Source organism: Neobacillus sp. PS3-34 (genome assembly GCF_030915465.1).
In the GTDB taxonomy this organism is placed as follows: domain Bacteria; phylum Bacillota; class Bacilli; order Bacillales; family Cytobacillaceae; genus Neobacillus_A.
On record NZ_CP133267.1, the window covers coordinates 2,238,627 to 2,257,500 of the forward strand.

The window sequence follows — 18,874 nt, forward strand, 5'->3', positions numbered from 1 at the left end:
AGAAAAACGCCCGTTATTTAACGAGCGCTATCACTTCGATTTCCACCAAGGCGTCTTTTGGTAAACGTGCTACCTCCACACAGGACCGTGCTGGCTTATGGCTTGAAAAAAATTGGCCATAAATTTCGTTTAATGCTGCAAAATCGTCCATATTCTTAATGAACACAGTCGCCTTGACAACCGTTTCAAAAGAAGCTCCGGCAGCCGTTAAAACAGCATCCAAATTTTTAAATACTTGCAGTGCCTGTTCCTGGATATCCCCTTGCACCAAATTCCCTTCTGCGGTCAGTGGAATCTGTCCGGAACTATAAAACATATTGTTTACAATAACTCCCTGAGAACAGGCCGATCGCTGCAGGGGCGATTTGTTTGAATCGTTTTCATTCGGTTCCCTCCTGCTATTTCTTTTTAAAATAATTACCCTCGTTAACATTTATCTTTTTTTCTCTTACATCCACATTGGAAAGCTGAACAAGCGATAAATACTCATCGACAAGGCGCTCTTCTATTTTTTCTGCCTCTACCAATACAGCTATGCCTGCAACATGGGCCTTGAACTCTTCCAATAAACTTTTCATTCCCATAACCGTTCCGCCAGCCTTCATAAAATCATCAACAATCAGCACACGTGATCCTTCTGCAAGGCTCCTTTTTGAAAGAACCATCGTCTGAATCCGTTTAGCCGATCCTGATACATAATTAATACTGACAGTCGGACCTTCCGTTACCCTGCTGTCCCTTCTGACGATCACGACTGGCACATTAAGCTGGCTTGCTACTGCGTATGCAAGCGGAATGCCTTTTGTCGCAACAGTCATGACGACATCAATAGGGGTATTGGCATATGCAGATGCGATAATGCGTCCTGCCTTCTGCACAATCGTTGGATTGCCTAGTATATCGGTTAAATATAAATATCCTCCAGGCAAAAGCCTGTCTGGAGTGGCAATTAAATTACAAAGTTCCTGTACAAAAGGTCTTGCCTCTTCCTCGCTGACCTTGACAAAGAATTTGACTCCTCCTGCAGCACCCGGAACCGTTTGAAGTGTTCCAATCCCTCTTCGCTCAAACGTCTCTTTAATAATTCCAAGATCCTCGCTTATGGAGGATTTGGCAGAAGCATAACGTTCGGCAAAATAGGTAAGAGAAATGAGCTGGCGCGGGTGTTCGAGCAAATAAGTTACCATATCAATCAATCGTTCACTGCGACGAAATTTCATACAAACCCTCCAAAACCGTATATTATAACAATATTATAATTGTAATGTACGGATTTAATCAAGAGTATGCCTTTCCCCAAGCATTCTCACTGCAAAAACCTGGTCACAGAACCCTCTTAGGCCATTATAAATTCGGTGCATTCTAGAATCATGCTCAACGAGAGCAAAAACGGTCGGCCGCTCCCACTCATAAGTACAGCATCTGCACCAAACCGTTTCATTTGTTCCTTGATTTGTGCCACATCCGGGTGGAGGTTTAATGTTACCTCTTCCAATACATTCCCAACATTGCTGCATACCTGGTGATAGTCATTCATTTTAATCCCATCAATCATTGTTTTAGTATCCGGATGGTTCAATGTGTTAACATCCAGGCGCCTGTAAATGTCCGCTGTAGAAACGCCGATAAATGGTTTTGCAAGAATAACCCAGCATGTCGGGGGGCTGGCAATTCAGCAATCAATTCTCCCCTGCCTTTTGCAAGTGCAGTTCCGCCATAGACGCAAAAAGAAACATCGGAACCAATTTCGGATCCCAGCTCTGCCAGCTCGTCCATGGTCAAGCCGAGGTCCCAAAGCTTATTCAAGCCTCTTAAGGTTGCTGCTGCATCGCTGCTGCCTCCTGCAAGGCCGGCAGCAACAGGAATATTCTTCTCAATTGCAATGGTTACTCCTTTTTTTACCTTAAAGCGTTCCTTTAACAGCTGGGCTGCCTGGTAGGCCAGGTTCCGCTGATCATCGGGAACAAAACGGTTATGTGACAGGATATTTATTTTATCTGAGTCCAACAGTGTCAGTTCAACACGATCAGCAAGGTCGATCGTGGTCATGATCATTTCCACTTCATGAAAACCGTCTGGACGTTTATGCAAAACATCTAATGTCAAATTTATTTTCGCCGGTGCTTTAATTAAAAGCTTCACTGCGTCCACCTACTTTTTAAAATTCCACGTTCCTCATATTTTGTCCTATTTTACCACAAAATGATGGTTGTAAGACGTATCAATCCTAACTACTTTCAAAATAATTATTTTATCATCAGGAAAGGAAGGAAAAAAGGGGGAATTTACTTGAGGATAATTAAATTAAAGGGGCCATTTAAACCAAATGCTTTCATGGTAATAAGTATAAAGGCAGGGGATTTCTCTCCTGGCCTTCTGCCGCAGTGAAATATGAGTTTTAAAGCTGTTCATCGATAGAGAATGAGCCTTCTCCCTGCCGGAAGGATGTTTCTTATCGCTTATTGAGTAACTGCTGTTCGGCAAGCTCTATGGCTCTCTTCACCATATTGCCGGCATCTCTGGCACGAATACCGCCCCATCCTTCTGTTTGAACGACATCATAAAAGCCGAGTTCCTTGGCAAGCTCCTCTTTAAAACGATCAGACATGATTCCTCTTCTTCTGGCCATTCAAAAAACCCCTTTCAATCACGGCGGCATTATTAGTATGGAATGGTATACGGTTTTTAATGAAATCCTAAAAATGTAAAAAGCAGAAAACCTGAGGTTTCCTGCCCGCTTAAAGCGCTATATATTAGCTTAAAGCTACATGTCCTGCTGCATCTTCATAGAAGGTAATTTGAACCGTTTCTGTTAAAACATCCGCGTAACTGTAGGATACACGTTCAAATGCGTTTTCGTCCTGGTCTAATTCGATTACAAATACAGAGGGATATGTTTCTGCTAAAACACCGGAACGTTCAATCGTCTTCCTGCGTCCGCCGTTTGCTTTTAGCAACAGTCTTTTCCCAAGGTTTGAATCAAGAGCCATTTTAATATCGGCTAAGGTTTTTGGCATTCGGTCCACCTCACTATGTAAAGTATAACACGCTGACACAATACTGTCAAACAAAAGCATAAATTATATCAGTCGTATAAAAAGATTGTCAATATGTTTTCTTCTACTTTTTCTTGTATTTTTCAACAATTTTAGCGTTCCCCAACAGCAGAATGGTTATGTGCTTATCAGCAAAGTTTTGGGAACATCGCGAAATTCGCCTTGTACGGTAAGTTAGAATGCCTTAAGAAGCAACAAAGAACCTCTCTTATCGAAAGGTTCTCATTCTTCATCATCATGTGTTGGCTTGTAGGGCATTCCTGTTCTCAAAACACCCTTTGTTTCAATCCCGCCAAGCCCCTTTTCTCCTGTTAACGTGTTTCTTAGCACATCCCAAACATTAATTCTCTCCATAAACGGCGTAAAGCTGATTTTGGCTACTATATACACAGGGTCGAGAGCGTGGATATTGATTCTTGAAGGTGAGCTTGCAAAATTTGCGCCTGCCTGGATGAGCGACTCAAAATGGGATTGGCAGGCACCGGCAAAAATGACGAGCTGATCGAGATGGGGAAACTTTTTTCTTGCTTCCAGTACCGTTTGGACAAAATGCTTTGAATGGCGGTAAGCATTAATATCCGTCATTTTCCCTTTTGCCTTTGAATAAGCATCATGTCCGGTAATGACCAGGATATCTGGCCGATAATAATCAATCAGCTGTCCAACCCTCGTCGGCATATCCTTTTCACTGCAGTGAATCCCATATACCGGCACACCAATTTTTTCGTAGATCGCCAAACACTTTTTTAAATATGCCGGGTCTCCATCCATGTGAAGCACCTTTCCGGGAATTTGAAAATAATTAGTCGGCCTTGCATATCCATCCGTCGTTTCATATTCCTGCTTTTGCTTTATTAAATCCACATCCTGGCGAAAAAGGCGAAGGGATTGTTCTTCTAAAGATCTGAATTCTTCTGTAAACTGCTTTCTCATATTTTGGTCGATGACGACTAAATCTTCACAAGGTGCATCCGCCACTATACGAAAATCTTCTCCATATAAGATTGCGATTTTTTTTCCGTTTTTCTCTCCAATATCCATAACCCGAAAAAGAATATCACAGTTATATGATCGCCTGCCGACAATATCCATCTTTTTAATATCCACTGCCGTCACTCCAATAAGACCAGGCTAATATAGGCCTTGTAATCTTTCTTTCATAGGCTATGCAGGCTGACAGCAACATGTGAATCAAAAAGCATATGGATAATAATGGTGTTTTACCTTTAGGTTGTTTTCGTATACTTTGTTGCTTCTGTAATAATTTTGCTCACTTACATACCACTCAAGACCAATATTAGTGTATTCAAGGGTACTCGAGTCAGAATCAGAGGTGTTTTGGCCATTATCTCACTTATGATGACCATTTCTTCCACCTTAGACATGCGTTTCGGTCTTCATCAGCCTTATGACGACCATTTTCTGATCTCGAGGCAGGGATTTCGGTCTTCACTTGCTCCATTGGGGGTCTTTTTTGATGGGATTTTGCCATGACCTCGCTTATGAAGACCGTTTCTTCCACCTTAGACATGCGTTTCGGTCTTCATCAACCTTATGACGACCATTTTCTGATCTCGAGGCAGGGATTTCGGTACAAACTCTAAATATTAGAATTTTTGCAGAAAACAACAATCTTTGCGAAAACACCTTATAAAAAAAGACCCGATGAAAATCAGGTCTCTTGAAAGAAAGTATATAGTTCATCACTCAGGCGGCCGAATTCCTCCAGTGACAGTGTTTCTCCACGTCTGCTAGGATCAATTCCGCTTATGCTGAGAGCTTGTAAAATCTCTTCTTTTTTTTGTTTTCCTTCAGGTAATTGGCTTGTTAGGTTATTCAGCAACGTCTTTCTTCGCTGGGCAAAGCTTGACCTTGTCACCTGGAAAAAGAATTCTTCGCTTTTTACTGTGACAGGCGGGTTTTCTCGCCTTGTCAGCCTGATTACAGCGGAGTCGACATTAGGCTGTGGTACGAAAACAGTTTTCGGCACAATCATTACTGTTTCAGCTTCAGTATAATACTGAATCGCAATCGAAAGTGATCCGTATTCCTTTGTTCCGGGACGGGCAGAAATTCTGTCCGCAACTTCCTTTTGCAGCATAACCACAATTCCGCGAATTGGAAGATGCTCTTCCAACAGCTTCATGATAATTGGAGTAGTGACATAGTATGGTAAATTGGCAACGACCATAACATCGCTGCAATCAGCAAATTCTTCCTCCATGATTTGGCCGACATCTGCTTTAAGTACATCCGAGTGGATAATCTTTGTATTAGGATATGGCGAGAGTGTATCTTCCAAGATAGGCAAAAGTCTTTGATCAATTTCAAAGGCAACCACTTTCTTACTATTGCGGGCAAGCTGCTCGGTCAACGCTCCAATTCCCGGTCCTATTTCAATTGCAGCCGAATCTTCTCTCAGTTCTGCAGCGTCAACAATTTTTTTTAAAATATTCGTATCGATTAAAAAGTTCTGCCCGAGGCTTTTCTTGAATGAAAATCCGTACTTTTCCATTATGGCCGTGTTCTTACGGGTGTCGCAATATCTTTATGCATCCTGCTCCTCCTTACGTATGGCATCCAGGGCCTCTGCAAAATCCTCTTTGCTGACCTGAAACATCATCAGCCGTTTATGCAGCTGCTTGCCATTTGTATAGCCGATTTTTAAAAGCCGGCCAAGTTTAGTCCGTCTTTCTTTCGATCCTTCTCCCCCGATAAGACCAGCAACCATTAAATCTTCCTGAGAGATTTCTTCCGTAATGTCCATATGCATTAAATGTGCATCCTTTAAAGCCTCTCTGATCAATTGAGTGCTGGCATGCTCCACACCAAGGCCTTTGCCTCTTTTGGCGATGGCATCTTCTTTCTCTATAAAAGCATGCTTGCAGCCCGGCACTTTTTCCGCAATCGTTTTACGGATCTTTTCCCCTGGAAAATCAGGATCGGTAAAAACGATAACCCCTCGGGTTTGCTGGGCAAGCCTGATCTTTTCAATTGTTTCATCATTTATGGCAGAACCGTTCGTCTCAATCGTATCGGCGTCTACAGCCCTTTTAATTGCGGTTGTATCATCTTTCCCTTCAACCACAATAATCTCTTTTATCTTCATGATTTCCTCCCGGTAAAAAAAGCGCAAGCGACTTCGGAACAAGCAAATCCCGCTTGTTCCTGCGAAGCTTAAGCTCTTAGTAGCTTTCCTTAGTGGTCACCCCCGACAAGCGCTGGAGGGCCTGCAGGTGAAGTTGTTCTTTGACTTCATCGGAAGGACCGAAGCGACCTCGAGGGGGTAGGCGCTGGAGCTAGATTAAGAAAAACGCAAGTACCTTTGGGCAAGCCCTTAACTCTTTTACCCTCTAAAAAATAATAATTAATATTTTGAAAAACATCTGAAACATATTTGTAATGTATTTCGTCTATATATATGATAAAGAACATAACATTAAATAAAAACTGCTATCTGTTAGTATAAAGAAATTTATACAAAAAGCAAAATGCAGAGGAGCATCTCCCCTGCATTTACAGTACTACTTTAGAATTTTAATTTTGACTTTGCGGTTGCCCCAGCGGAAGGCTTCAGAATTTGATGGAAAGAATACATCTATCTTGTAGCCATTAATTGCTGATCCCGTATCTGCTGCAACTGCGTAACCGTACCCCTCAACATATACCTTTGTTCCAAGCGGAATGACACTCGGATCAACAGCTATAACTTTTGCATCCGGGTTGGCATGCAGATTAATTCCTGTAGCGGTGTGCCCTGAACAGCCATTGCAGCTTGCTGTATAGGCTGTTGAGCTGACATAAAACTCTTTGCCTCCACTGCTTTCTCCACGGGAAACCTGGGCAATGAGTACTCTTGTTCCAAGTGCCACCACTTTATCCTGCTTTTCTCTAACCTTTTTCTCGCTAATCAGTTTCCTCGAAATCATTTTGCCGTTTTCAAGAATTACTTCAAAATTCCTGGAAATGAGACCTTGCTTCCCTTCAGAAACAACCTTCTGCTTTCCCTTTGCTAATTTTGCGTCCTTCTTTGTTACAACTGCAAACTGAACTGGTTCTTCCACTACATCGGTGACTTTTTCTACTCGAATAACGTTTATAACAGCATTTTCTTTGATTTTTGCTGTCAATGACGGTTCAACTCGGTCATATTTATTAAGTTTAATACCCTGTTGTGTTAAAAAGTCAGCGACCGTAGCCGAAGTGGACCAAACCTGTTTCTGATGTCCGCCATCCTTCAAAGTAAGAGAAATTGCATTTTTAATGGCAATATTCATCTTGCTTTTAATGGGTTCCTGCGTTCCTGGAGAAATGTGGTCATATTTGGTTAGAACAATATTCTGCTCTTTCAAGAGCTCAGCAACCGTATCGGTTGTTGTCCAGACCGTTTTCTTCTCGTTGCCTTTTACAATTTGAACCTGTTTAGCTGGTTTCCAGACAATCTCTGAATTGTTTTTTACTCTGCTGCTTGCCGTGGGAAACACGTAGTCTTCTGAGTGAATGGGTATATTAAGTTCATCGAATATTTCTTGGATGGTATCTGCATGTGTTTTGATGACTTTTTCCTGGCCATTCAAAGTCAATGCGACCGTCTTTTTCGATCCTTCATAAAAAAGAATTCCTAAAGACACTGCAAAAACTAGGAAACTAGCAAAAATGATGGCCAATTTCTTTTTACTCAAAGACGTAGAAAACAGGTTTTTCATGTCTTGGATTACGATGAAAAACGCCTCCTTTTCTTGGAGTGATTATAAAGAACTATGGTGCCGACTGTCAACCATTACACTTTGCTGGAATGTATTCCTAATTATGCATAAAGAAGGACAAAATGCAAAGGAAAACTTCTCGACACGTTTATCCTATGATGAAAAGGAGACATGTAGAACTTTTAGTTATCTGAAAAAAATAGGACAAATTCCCCCTGTTGTCGACAATCTTTCCTATCGTTTTATGCCGAATAATTTTCTTGCATTGCTCGTTGTCACCCTCGCAACTTCCTCAAGCGGTAACCCTTTTATTTCTGCGATTTGCTCCGCTACTAGTTTTACATATGCGGGCTCATTTCTTTTTCCCCGATAAGGGTGTGGGGTTAAATAAGGACAATCCGTTTCAATCAGCAGTTTCTCTAAAGGTATTTCCTCAGCTACTTCCTTGGGCTTTTTAGCATTTTTAAACGTAACAGGGCCTCCCAAAGAAATTAAGAAATTCATTTCCACACATTCTTTCGCTGTTTCCACGCTTCCGCTGAAACAATGCATGATTCCTCCTACCTCTTCAGCTCTCTCTTCCTTTAAAATCTCTACGATGTCGGATGTCGCATCCCGATTATGGATGACAATCGGCAGCTTCACCTTTTTCGCTAGCCTGATTTGTTTGCGGAACACTTCCTTTTGAATCTCCTTTGGTGATTTGTCCCAATGATAATCCAACCCCATCTCGCCAATCGCTACCACCTTAGGATGAGAGGAAAGGTCCTCAATCCACTGAAGATCTTCTTCTGTCATATCTATCGCATCAACCGGATGCCATCCTACACAGGCGTATAAGAAATCATAGGCCTCCGCCAATTCCATTGCCTTCTTGATAGTCGGACGGTCAAAACCGACCACTACCATTTCAGATACACCTTCACTTTGCGCCCTGGAGATGACTTCCTTCAAATCCTCATTATACTGTTCCGCATTTAAATGCACGTGAGTATCAAATAACATTGCTCCGTCTCCTTTGCAAATCTTGTCTTTTTTTATTTTACACAGTTCTTCAATATTTTAGAAAAGAAATGGATTGTACCTCTTACAAGAACAAAAGGCGCAAGCGCCCTGGTTAGCCCCGACAGGCATAAGACGAATCACGCAGGAAATCCTGATTTCTGGAGTGATTTGGCTTATGACCCCGAGGGGCTGGGTGCTGGAGCTAGATTAATAAAACTTGTAGAAGTATCCACATCATTTAATTTTATAATTTTCTAGACGATAAAAAAGAAATGTCCCCCGCTGTTACACGTGGAACATTTCTGTTCACTTTCTTATTTCACTTTCGCTCCGTTTGGAAGGCTGTCATCAACTGCTGTCAGAGACAAGACTCCATCCGCAGAACCTGCCAATATCATTCCCTGTGATAATTCACCGCGGAGTTTTACTGGCTTCAGGTTGGTTACACAAATGACCTTGCGTCCGACCAATTCTTCCGGCTTATAGTATTGTGCAATTCCAGAAACAACCTGGCGTTTTTCATAGCCTAGATCAAGCTGAAGCTTTAGCAATTTATCGGCCTTTTTGACTTGCTCCGCTTGTAGGACAGTTGCAACGCGCAAATCGATTTTCATGAAATCATCAATGGAAATCTCTTCAACTTCCGGCTTCTCAATAGCCTTTACTTCTGGCACCGGGGCTGGTGCTGCGCCTTGCATCTCCGTTTTAATAAACTCCACCTCATCGGCAATTTCAAGGCGAGGGAAAATAGGATCGCCCTTTTCAACCTTGGTTCCGGCTGGGATGGCAGAAAATTCAGCAAGGCTATTCCACGCTTTTGCTTCCTCACTCTGGATGCCCAGTTGTCTGAAGATTTCCCCAGGAGTACGTGTTAAAAATGGTTGTAGCATGATAGCTGTCCTTCGTAAAGATTCGGCTAAATGAGCCATCACGCTTTCCAATAATGGCTTACTTTCCTCATTCTTCGCCAAATTCCACGGCTGTGTTTCGTCAATATATTTATTCGTACGGCTGATTAACTGCCAAACCGCCGTCAACGCCACCGAAAATTCCATCTTCTCCATTGCTTCTTCGTACTTCTCAGCTGTTTCCTTGTTCATTTCCAGCAATGAAGAATCAAATTCACCGACAGACCCTTTATATGCAGGTATTTCTCCGCCAAAATATTTTTCAATCATTGCGACTGTTCTATTTAAAAGGTTCCCTAAGTCATTCGCCAAATCAAAATTGATGCGCTCAACAAAGCCTTCAGGTGTAAAAACTCCATCCGACCCGAACGGAACTTCTCTTAACAGATAATACCTTAGTGCATCCAAGCCATAGCGGTCAATCAATGTAACCGGGTCAACCACATTACCTTTTGATTTGGACATTTTTCCGTCCTTCATCAACAGCCACCCATGGGCAAATACCTTTTTGGGTAGCGGAAGATCCAGAGCCATTAACATAATCGGCCAGTAAATAGTGTGGAAACGGACTATCTCTTTTCCAACCAAATGGACATCAGCCGGCCAGTATTTCAGGTATTTCGCATCATTTTCAGTACCGTAGCCCAACGCTGTAATATAATTTGATAAAGCGTCAATCCATACATATACAACATGCTTAGGGTTTCCCGGAACCTTAACTCCCCAGTCAAACGTTGTTCTCGAAACAGCTAAATCCTCCAGACCAGGTTTAATGAAGTTATTGATCATTTCATTCTTACGTGACTCCGGCTGGATAAACTCCGGATTTTCCTCATAGAATTGAAGAAGACGATCCGCATATTTACTCATTCTAAAAAAGTAGGATTCTTCTTTTACTTTTTCGACAGGCCTTCCGCAATCCGGGCAATTTCCCTCAACAAGCTGGCGGTCTGTAAAGAAGGATTCACAAGGAGTACAGTACCACCCCTCATATTGATCCATGTAAATGTCGCCCTGTTCCAGCAGCCTTGCGAAGATTTTTTCTACAATCTGCTTATGCCTGTCCTGGGTTGTACGGATAAAGTCATCATATGAAATATCTAGTTTTTTCCACAGATCCTGGATGCCGCTTACAATATCATCGACATATTGCTGAGGAGTAACTCCTTTTTCTTCCGCTTTGCGTTGAATTTTTTGCCCATGTTCATCGGTACCTGTCAAATACATAACATCAAACCCGCGCATCCGTTTATAACGTGCCATTGCATCCCCAGCTACGGTTGTATATGCATGCCCTATATGTAAATTTCCGCTTGGGTAGTAAATCGGAGTGGTAATATAAAAAGTTTTTAACTTCTCCTCCATGGAAAAATCCCTCCTTATTTTTTGTAACGACCAAACGTTACCAGTATTGCCTCAACTGTAGCTATTATATCAACAAAATATACCTAAAATCAGCCATTTGTGCAATAAGCCAACCTTGTCTAATGACATCAATTTAAAAAAATATTTTTTTCTATCCCTATAAATAAACAACTCGCTGCGAATATTATTACATCGACAAAAAATCCTTGAGGAATATTGTCGGAAAATGTCGAAAATATTTTTTTATAAAATTCTTCATTATTATTCAATTTCCATTTTTAATGTTAAAAATTGTTAGTGATTTTTTAAAAAATCCTATCTTAATAAGCCTCAATGCCCATCCCAAAAATTTCTATTACTTTTCCTCATAAACTAATTGACGTTTTTGGGAATGGCTGGTATTATTAAGTTGTTGAAAAATATGTCGAATAATGACGAATAAAAACATAGAGAAAATGTTTATCATTGAGAGGAGATTAATAATATGAAATCTACTGGTATCGTTCGTAAAGTTGATGAGTTAGGCCGTGTGGTAATTCCGATTGAATTAAGACGTACACTTGGTATCGCTGAAAAGGATGCTCTTGAAATCTATGTGGATGACGAGCGCATTATCCTAAAGAAATACAAGCCAAATATGACTTGCCAGGTTACTGGTGAAGTTTCCGATGACAACATCACTCTAGCTGACGGCAAGTTAATCCTTAGCCGTGAGGGTGCAGAGCAGCTATTAAAAGAAATTCAAAACACTTTTGAATTAGCAAAATAATTTTTTAACATAAAAAGCTTCTCCCATCACAGGAGAAGCTTTTATTCATTTTCAGAATCAATATGGTATGCCTGGTAAACATCCCTTTTATTTAGGCCCGATCCTTTGCGGTTTGTTTAATGGCCTCCTTGGCAGTAACTTTTTTCAGTGAGATATAGTGATTCACATGCTCCTCAATCGAAAAATTCTCCCACCAGGTATTTTCCTCTTCCTCTATTTCATCCGTTCCTTCAACAATCAGGCAAAATTCTCCCCTGATTTCATCAATTTCTGACCAATCTTTAATTTCCTTCAAGCTGCCTCGAATGAATTCTTCATATTTCTTCGTTAGTTCCCTGCACACTGAAATCCTTCGGTTTCCAAGCACCTCCAGCATTATCGCAAAAGTATCCTTTAAACGGTGAGGAGATTCATAGAAAATGAGCGTCGCGGTCTGCTTCTTTAATTCCTCAAGTTCTTTTCTTTTCTCTTTCTTTTGGCGGTTAAGAAATCCATAGAAATAGAAGGGCTGGCTCGGGAGTCCGGAAGCTATTAATGAGGTGAGGGCTGCGTTAGCCCCTGGGAGCGGCACAACAGCAATACTTTCTTCAATTGCGCTGCTCGCCAATTCATATCCAGGATCCGATATCGCCGGCATGCCTGCATCACTTACAAGGGCAATTTTTGCCCCGTCCCTCAATTTTTCAATTAGCTTTTCTCCACTCACAGACTTATTATGTTCATGGTAACTGATAAGAGGCGTGTGGATATCGTAAAAATGGCATAGCTTTTTCGTGTTGCGTGTATCTTCTGCCGCAATATAATCGGCCTTTTTAAAATCCTTACAGCCCGGAAACTCATATCCTCCAAATTCCCGATCGGAGTAGGGACCAGGTATAATATTCCCTTATGTTCCTCATTTTCAAAGCTTTTCTGCTGCCACATCATTACCACCCGTTTCTTTCATTAAAAATAACTCTTTCTGCTGCCTAGATAAGCGCTTGAATTGATATTCCGCCCTAAGCGCCTCTCCCTTATCCTTAAAACACTCGAAGTAGGTCAGCCTCACTGGGCCTCTGCCTCTTGTATACTTGGCTCCTTTGCCATCATTATGGTGCTTAATCCGGCGTTCAAGGTTATTCGTATATCCTCCATAATAACTCCCATCCCGGCAGGTCAATACATAAAAATAATGTTCATGATTCTCCATATAAAATCTCTCTAATTTCCGGAGTATATTCATTCTTATCATTATATACGATAAGCGGAGGTAAAATCTTCAGATCAGGGCTCCCGTCTTTAATTGCTTCAATTAAAAGTGTATTCGCTTCCTTGCCCGCCTTAGGGTAAACAAGCTGGATCCTCTTCGGCTCAAGCCTGTATTGCCGCATAAGCGAAATAATATCAATTAACCTTCCTGGTCGGTGCACGAAAGCAACCTTGCCGCCTGCCCGAACCAGCTGGCTTGACACCCGGACCGCATCCTCGAGCGTACAAAGGATTTCATGGCGGGCAATCGCCAAGTGCTCATTTAGATTGATTTCTTCATTTGAAGGGGTAATAAAGTAGGGAGGATTGCATGTCACGACATCAAATTTCCCATACCCCAGCGTTTCCGGCATTTTTTTTATATCATCATGAATCATATGGAGCCGGTCACCGAGCCCGTTGTATTCGATGCTTCTGATGGCCATGTCATATAACCGTTCCTGAATCTCCACTCCTGTAATGTTTCCTTTCGTACGCGCGCTTAAAAAAAGCGGAATAACCCCATTGCCACTGCATAAATCAATCAAATTCCCTTTTTGTATAGGTACGTAGACAAATCTCGCCAGTAGCACGGCATCTAGAGAAAAGGAAAATACTGAAGGGCTTTGAATGATACGCAGCTCCTCTGCCAACAAATAATCCAACCGCTCATCGTCTTTTAAATTAACCATTTTATGTCCTCCATGGATGGTATGAAAAATAGCCTTCCAGATGGAAGGCTTCAGTTTATTTCTTATTCAGAAAGGATAAACAGAATAAACAGTCGCCTTCTTTTCGCAGGCTTCCGAAATGCAGATTGCATATGTGAAATCCTTCTTGATAAAGTCGCGCAAGGTTATCGTAACCCTCGCCGATATCGATTGATTTCTCATCAGCGGCCCTGCCTGGCTTGTCCTTTTCCGCTTATCCTTCGGTACTATTTTTCCCTGTTCTGTAGTTGTTTCCAGACGGCGCCTTAAAAGCTCATTTTCAAGCTTAAAAGCATGATTTTCCTCTAGTATCTCCGCTAAATGCTGCTTTAACTCACCGAGTTGACGGTAAAGATGGCCAATTTGTGTTTCCATATTACTGACTGATTCAAAAATCTCTTTCTTATCCACGTATTCCACCTCATTAATCTGTGGATTGTATAGAAAAGGCACTTTCTTTAAGAATTTCATCAAGTGTATATTCCAGAACACGTTCCTGTTCTTTTATTTCCACCTGGAGCACCCGCTCTAAAATATTTAATCCGACTACTTTTCCCTCGCCCATAGGGGTTGAAATGATTTCACCCAAATCAGGAAGCTGTTCCTTCGCTGACTCATATTCATCATTTTCATATTTTAAACAACACATAAGCCTTCCGCAAAGACCGGAAATTTTAGTAGGATTTAAAGAAAGGTTTTGATCCTTCGCCATTTTAATGGAGACAGGATCAAAGTCACCTAAAAATGTGGAACAGCAAAGCATGCGGCGACATGGCGTATACCGCCAAGCATTTTAGCTTCATCCCTGACACCAATCTGGCGAAGTTCAATCCGCGTGCGGAAGATCGCAGCTAAATCCTTTACAAGCTCACGAAAATCCACTCTGCCATCGGCGGTAAAATAAAAAATGACTTTATTTCTGTCAAATGTATATTCGACATCGACTAGTTTCATATCCAAGTCATGCTCGTTGACTTTATCACAGCAAACCTCATAGGCTTCCTGGGCTGCCTGCCTATTTTCTTCGACAAGCATACGATCCTTTTGATCCGCAATTCGAACCACTTTCTTTAATGGAAGCACAACATCATGCTCATCAACTTGTTTGCGGGGAACTACAACCTTTCCGTACTCCACACCGCGAACCGTTTCCACTATCACAAAGTCGTCTTTATCAATTGAGAGATCTCCGGGATCAAAATAATAGATTTTACCCGCTTTTTTGAAGCGTACTCCTACAACATCATACAAATGAAGATCCCTCCTGCAATTTTAACACAAGCTGTTCCATCAACAGCTGAGGATTCATATTGGCCTGCAGCTTCCTTTTTGCGTCTAGAATGGCAGTCATTTGCTCGGATATGCGCCGTCCTGATGTGTGCAGGGCAAATTGCTTTAAACGATCACTTTCTTTTTTAAAAACAATTTGTTCCTGCCTGTCTAGCTGTATATATAGTAAATCCTTAAAAATAAGAAGTAAAAGATCTAAACCGCGATCTATTTGTTCTTTCTCTTTAAAATGTGAAAACCATTCCCCTTGAAGGGTGACCATTGCTTCAAGCGGATTTTTTTTCAACACCTCATATAATTTTACCACTATTTTTTGAGCTTGTGCAAACCAATCATCGACATTTAATGCAATTGCCTCATCTAAATTGTTCGTCAATTGCGCCAACAGGGGTGCATTTTGTAAATCCACGCCGTTTTCTGATAGCTGTTTAACCATTGCAAAAGCGGGTAAAGGCTTAAAAGATAATATTTGGCATCTGGAAATAATCGTCGGCAAAATTTGCTGATACTGTTCTGTTAACAGTAAGGCGACTGTCTGGGCACTTGGTTCTTCCAAAAATTTCAAGAGACTGTTCGACGCTCCATTCGACATTTTATCAGCATGGACGATGATATAAATCTTTCTTGAGGACTCAACTGCTTTTTTTGAAAATTCCTCCTGAAGATCTTTAATTTGTTGTTTTTTGATCGATAATCCATCGGGTTCGACGAGATGGATATCGGGGTGATTCCCATTTTGGATTCTTCGGCAATTGCTGCACGACTCACATGGTATATAGCCTTCTAGAGGCGCTTCACAGAATAAAGCGCGTGCAAGCAGGAGGCCGACATCTTTTTTCCCGTTCCTCTCATGCCCTCCAATAAATAGGCATGGGCGACCCGGTTCTTTTGCATGCTGTTTTTCATCATTTTCAGAACCACCGGCTGCAGCTCCTCTAACTGTTCCCACGTCTTAACCAAGACTATCACTCTCTTACGTATATAGATTGCATTAATTTTTAAGCGGTCTTCTCTGTCCAATTTGATTTTGGCATGGGACTGCTTCTTTAACCCCATGCCAAAATCAACGGTTTCATTTGAAAAACTTTAATATCGTGTTTTATTTTACAAAATCCTATTTGAGGGAAGATCCTACTCCTTCCTAGTCGATTAAAACTGTAAAAAGCTTTCTATAGGCAGTACAAATACTGTTGCTCCGCCTACTTCAACTTCAACAGGGTATGGAACATAGGAATCAGCATTTCCTCCCATAGGAGAAACAGGCGCCACTAATTGATCACGTGACTTGCAATTATCCTTTATAACCTGCAGTGCTTTATCAACCCGAATATCCTCCGTACCAATCATAAATGTCGTATTCCCGGATTTCAAAAACCCTCCAGTAGAAGCAAGCTTGGTTGACCTGAAATTATGTTCCATCAGTGCAGTTGATAAACGATTGCTATCCTGATCCTGTACAACAGCTAATATTAATTTCATATGATCCTCCCTATTCTTTATCCCGTCTTTTTCTTCCTATTATTATAACAGGTATTGATGCTCCATACATGGCTAATCAAAATGGAAATTTTCAGGAACCTTATTTTTTAGCTAATCAGAATTTATATCCATACATTCTGCACGTATAAGAATCTTTACTTTTACCCATATTTCCTGTAATCCAAGCCAGTTTAAATAAAAAAAGCCCTATTTTTAAGGCTTTTGGATTTTTGTGTTATTTCTTTAAACTATTTATTCTTTCTTTTAGCTTTTCAGCGGCTGACCTCATTACAACCCCTACTGGTGCAGATGCATCTATTTTAATGAATCTTTCAGGGAAGCGATCCATTAAAATATAATATCCTTCTCTTACCTTTTGATGAAATTCGAGTGTTTCTAAGTCAAGGCGATTAATTTCTCTTCCTTTATGGCTGTTAATTCGCCTTAATCCTTCTTCCGGTTCAATATCAAAGTATAGCGTAACATCAGGCATCATCTGCTCAATAGCAAATTGGTTGATTTTGAATACCTCATCAATCCCTAAACCGCGGGCACTGCCTTGTAGCGCCAGAGAACTGTCAACAAACCTGTCACAAAGAACAATTTTCCCTTCTTCTAAAGCCGGCATTACCTTTTCTGCAAGGTGCTGCCTTCTGGCTGCGGCATATAACAATGCTTCTGTCCGAGCGTCCATCGCTGTATTTTCCGGATTAAGAATTACCTTTCTAATTTGTTCTGCTATATCGATGCCGCCAGGCTCCCTTGTAAGCAGTGCAGGATACCCTTCCTCTTCCAGCTGCTGTAGGAGCATTTCGATTACAGTCGACTTTCCCGCTCCCTCAGCCCTTCAATCGTAATAAAAATTCCATTTTTCATAAAAATTAAACCTCCAGAACCTCTATGTGCCAATCTGATAAGATGCAACAGAATATTATTTAAAAACTTTTATCAATCCTTGGTCAAGGAGTGTACCACCTTGAAACCTTGCGCCATGCTCTAAAAGCTCATATAAATGTTCAATCATTTCACCTGATATTTTTTCCCCTGTTAACAGCAATGGGATACCTGGGGGATAGGGAATAAGCATTTCTGCAGAAACCCTTCCCTCTGCTTCGGTAAGGGGAACATCCGTTACATGAAGCTGTTTCATTGATTTATAAGGTATGGCTAACTCCGCTATCTTTATTTCTTTATGCTTGGCCACTTTCTCACTTTTTGCGAGCGGGTATCCCTTCAATGCCTTTTTTATTTTTCCAGCTGCTTCTTTCCAAGGGAATTCTTCATTTTCTTTTAAGAGAGGGAAAATAAATAACACATTATAAGGATCTGCCAATTCAGTAAAGATTCCTTCCTTCTCCAGCAGCTTTTGTATTTTAAATCCGCCAGCCTTGCTTGCCGTCTGGATGGTCATTTTTAATGGATCACCTTGTTGGCCTTGATACTCCAGCACATTAATTTGTGGTATAAGCTTCAATTCTGCCTTAAAAGAAGCAATGTTTTCAATTAAATAATCCAAGTCCCTCTTTTCATATGTATCGAGGTAACTCCTTGCAATATCCAATGAAGCCATTATCGGGTAGGATGGGCTGCTGGACTGAAACACCTGCAAATAATCCTCCAGGGCATCTGCCGGCACTATCTCACTATTAAAATGAATATAAGAGCCCATCGTCATTGCCGGCAAGGTTTTATGGGCGGATTGGACAACAATATCTGCCCCAAGATTTACAGCAGAATCAGGAAAAGGGCTTCCCAGGATAAAATGAGCTCCATGCGCTTCATCTACCAGCACAGGAATTCGACTCCGATGTGCAAGATCGATAATCCCAGCGAGGTCATAGCCCAGTCCATAATAATTGGGATACGTTAAAATGATCGCCCTTGTATCAGGATACAATTCCATTGCCTTTATGACGGTTTCTTTAGCAACCCCTCCGGCTACCTTCCACTCCCAGTCATACTCAGGGCTCAAAAAGACAGGCTTCACCTTCGCAAGCTTTAGCGCATTTAAAACCGACTTATGGCAGTTCCTTTGAACAAGAACCGTATCATTTTCTTCACATGCCGCCATCACCATGGCCAGATTCCCTGCCGTCGATCCATTAACGAGAAAATAACTTTTCTTCACCCCATATAATTCAGCCAGCATCATTTCTGCTTCCAAAATCGCTTCCTCCGGTGAATGCAGATCATCCAGCCCTGACAATTCCGTCGCATCAATATTCAATATATGCCGAAATTCGTTTAACCCTTCAGAGTCAAAAACATTTCCGTATTTATGACCTGGAACATGAAAGGAGATGGGGTTCTTTTCTTTATGTTTAATAAGTGCATTATATAAAGGTTTATTATTGTGATC

At 41.3% G+C, this 18,874-nt stretch carries 15 protein-coding genes and 7 pseudogenes (1 of these 22 running past the window's edge); 1 reads left to right on the forward strand and 21 read right to left on the reverse strand.

Annotated elements, in window-relative coordinates:
- Window positions 1-13: 13 nt before the first annotated feature.
- The 11 genes and pseudogenes from RCG23_RS11610 to metG form a co-directional block, all read right to left on the reverse strand.
- Window positions 14-433: a RidA family protein gene (locus RCG23_RS11610; protein ID WP_308179787.1), complete on the reverse strand. Its 420-nt coding sequence runs from the start codon at window positions 431-433 to the stop codon at window positions 14-16.
- Window positions 399-1,220, reverse strand: coding sequence for a pur operon repressor (purR, locus tag RCG23_RS11615; RefSeq protein ID WP_308179788.1), 822 nt, complete (start codon window positions 1,218-1,220; stop codon window positions 399-401). Before purR ends, RCG23_RS11610 begins: the two co-directional genes overlap by 35 nt.
- Window positions 1,221-1,274: 54 nt before the next feature.
- Window positions 1,275-2,142, reverse strand: a pseudogene (gene ispE, locus RCG23_RS11620) (4-(cytidine 5'-diphospho)-2-C-methyl-D-erythritol kinase).
- A gap of 310 nt (window positions 2,143-2,452) precedes the next feature.
- Entirely contained in the window at window positions 2,453-2,629 is a 177-nt protein-coding gene (locus RCG23_RS11625; RefSeq protein WP_308179789.1) for a small, acid-soluble spore protein, alpha/beta type, read from the reverse strand.
- Window positions 2,630-2,753: 124 nt separating this feature from the next.
- Window positions 2,754-3,017, reverse strand: a complete 264-nt coding sequence (gene veg / locus RCG23_RS11630; protein ID WP_308179790.1) for a biofilm formation stimulator Veg — start codon at window positions 3,015-3,017, stop codon at window positions 2,754-2,756.
- A gap of 261 nt (window positions 3,018-3,278) precedes the next feature.
- Window positions 3,279-4,163, reverse strand: a complete 885-nt coding sequence (gene yabG / locus RCG23_RS11635; RefSeq protein ID WP_308179791.1) for a sporulation peptidase YabG — start codon at window positions 4,161-4,163, stop codon at window positions 3,279-3,281.
- Between the two features lie 565 nt (window positions 4,164-4,728).
- Window positions 4,729-5,612 (reverse strand): annotated as a pseudogene (gene rsmA, locus RCG23_RS11640) (16S rRNA (adenine(1518)-N(6)/adenine(1519)-N(6))-dimethyltransferase RsmA).
- Window positions 5,605-6,165, reverse strand: a complete 561-nt coding sequence (rnmV, locus tag RCG23_RS11645) for a ribonuclease M5 (protein ID WP_308179792.1) — start codon at window positions 6,163-6,165, stop codon at window positions 5,605-5,607. The pseudogene rsmA and the gene rnmV overlap by 8 nt, the downstream one beginning before the upstream one ends.
- Window positions 6,166-6,580: 415 nt before the next feature.
- Window positions 6,581-7,762, reverse strand: coding sequence for a resuscitation-promoting factor (locus tag RCG23_RS11650; protein ID WP_308179793.1), 1,182 nt, complete (start codon window positions 7,760-7,762; stop codon window positions 6,581-6,583).
- A gap of 234 nt (window positions 7,763-7,996) precedes the next feature.
- Window positions 7,997-8,767: a TatD family hydrolase gene (locus tag RCG23_RS11655; protein WP_308179794.1), complete on the reverse strand. Its 771-nt coding sequence runs from the start codon at window positions 8,765-8,767 to the stop codon at window positions 7,997-7,999.
- A 314-nt stretch (window positions 8,768-9,081) separates the two neighbouring features.
- Entirely contained in the window at window positions 9,082-11,040 is a 1,959-nt protein-coding gene (gene metG / locus RCG23_RS11660; protein ID WP_308179795.1) for a methionine--tRNA ligase, read from the reverse strand.
- 484 nt (window positions 11,041-11,524) lie between these two features.
- Between metG and RCG23_RS11665 the strand changes: the two genes are divergently transcribed.
- On the forward strand, window positions 11,525-11,809 hold the full coding sequence (locus RCG23_RS11665) for a transition state genes transcriptional regulator AbrB (protein WP_308179796.1): 285 nt from the start codon (window positions 11,525-11,527) through the stop codon (window positions 11,807-11,809).
- A 41-nt stretch (window positions 11,810-11,850) separates the two neighbouring features.
- Here RCG23_RS11665 and rsmI read toward each other — a convergent pair.
- The 10 genes and pseudogenes from rsmI to RCG23_RS11715 form a co-directional block, all read right to left on the reverse strand.
- Window positions 11,851-12,733 (reverse strand): annotated as a pseudogene (rsmI, locus tag RCG23_RS11670) (16S rRNA (cytidine(1402)-2'-O)-methyltransferase).
- Window positions 12,711-12,998, reverse strand: a complete 288-nt coding sequence (locus RCG23_RS11675; RefSeq protein WP_308179797.1) for a GIY-YIG nuclease family protein — start codon at window positions 12,996-12,998, stop codon at window positions 12,711-12,713. The pseudogene rsmI and the gene RCG23_RS11675 overlap by 23 nt, the downstream one beginning before the upstream one ends.
- Entirely contained in the window at window positions 12,985-13,728 is a 744-nt protein-coding gene (locus tag RCG23_RS11680; RefSeq protein WP_308179798.1) for a tRNA1(Val) (adenine(37)-N6)-methyltransferase, read from the reverse strand. Before RCG23_RS11680 ends, RCG23_RS11675 begins: the two co-directional genes overlap by 14 nt.
- A 55-nt stretch (window positions 13,729-13,783) precedes the next feature.
- Entirely contained in the window at window positions 13,784-13,912 is a 129-nt protein-coding gene (locus tag RCG23_RS25990) for an initiation control protein YabA (protein ID WP_374049852.1), read from the reverse strand.
- 79 nt (window positions 13,913-13,991) lie between these two features.
- A pseudogene (locus RCG23_RS25995) lies at window positions 13,992-14,157 on the reverse strand (initiation control protein YabA); the annotation flags it as partial.
- Window positions 14,158-14,170: 13 nt separating this feature from the next.
- A pseudogene (locus RCG23_RS11690) lies at window positions 14,171-14,997 on the reverse strand (stage 0 sporulation family protein).
- A pseudogene (gene holB, locus RCG23_RS11695) lies at window positions 14,990-16,092 on the reverse strand (DNA polymerase III subunit delta'). Before holB ends, RCG23_RS11690 begins: the two co-directional pseudogenes overlap by 8 nt.
- Window positions 16,093-16,185: 93 nt before the next feature.
- Window positions 16,186-16,515 carry a cyclic di-AMP receptor DarA gene (locus RCG23_RS11705; protein ID WP_308179799.1) on the reverse strand — a complete coding sequence of 110 codons (330 nt, stop codon included), beginning with the start codon at window positions 16,513-16,515 and terminating at the stop codon, window positions 16,186-16,188.
- Window positions 16,516-16,750: 235 nt separating this feature from the next.
- Window positions 16,751-17,391 (reverse strand): annotated as a pseudogene (gene tmk / locus RCG23_RS11710) (dTMP kinase).
- A 55-nt stretch (window positions 17,392-17,446) separates the two neighbouring features.
- Window positions 17,447-18,874, reverse strand: partial view of an aminotransferase class I/II-fold pyridoxal phosphate-dependent enzyme gene (locus RCG23_RS11715; RefSeq protein WP_308179800.1) — the 3' portion only. It continues 3 nt past the right edge of the window; only the last 1,428 of its 1,431 coding nucleotides appear in the window; the start codon falls outside the window, past its right edge; the stop codon is at window positions 17,447-17,449.

Coding starts and splice junctions, on each gene's coding strand:
- RCG23_RS11610 (WP_308179787.1), bottom strand. CDS start 433: ATGTTAACGAGGGTAATTATTTTAAAAAGAAATAGCAGGAGGGAACCG.
- purR (WP_308179788.1), bottom strand. CDS start 1,220: ATGAAATTTCGTCGCAGTGAACGATTGATTGATATGGTAACTTATTTG.
- RCG23_RS11625 (WP_308179789.1), bottom strand. CDS start 2,629: ATGGCCAGAAGAAGAGGAATCATGTCTGATCGTTTTAAAGAGGAGCTT.
- veg (WP_308179790.1), bottom strand. CDS start 3,017: ATGCCAAAAACCTTAGCCGATATTAAAATGGCTCTTGATTCAAACCTT.
- rnmV (WP_308179792.1), bottom strand. CDS start 6,165: ATGAAGATAAAAGAGATTATTGTGGTTGAAGGGAAAGATGATACAACC.
- RCG23_RS11650 (WP_308179793.1), bottom strand. CDS start 7,762: ATGAAAAACCTGTTTTCTACGTCTTTGAGTAAAAAGAAATTGGCCATC.
- RCG23_RS11655 (WP_308179794.1), bottom strand. CDS start 8,767: ATGTTATTTGATACTCACGTGCATTTAAATGCGGAACAGTATAATGAG.
- metG (WP_308179795.1), bottom strand. CDS start 11,040: ATGGAGGAGAAGTTAAAAACTTTTTATATTACCACTCCGATTTACTAC.
- RCG23_RS11665 (WP_308179796.1), top strand. CDS start 11,525: ATGAAATCTACTGGTATCGTTCGTAAAGTTGATGAGTTAGGCCGTGTG.
- RCG23_RS11675 (WP_308179797.1), bottom strand. CDS start 12,998: ATGGAGAATCATGAACATTATTTTTATGTATTGACCTGCCGGGATGGG.
- RCG23_RS11680 (WP_308179798.1), bottom strand. CDS start 13,728: ATGGTTAATTTAAAAGACGATGAGCGGTTGGATTATTTGTTGGCAGAG.
- RCG23_RS11705 (WP_308179799.1), bottom strand. CDS start 16,515: ATGAAATTAATATTAGCTGTTGTACAGGATCAGGATAGCAATCGTTTA.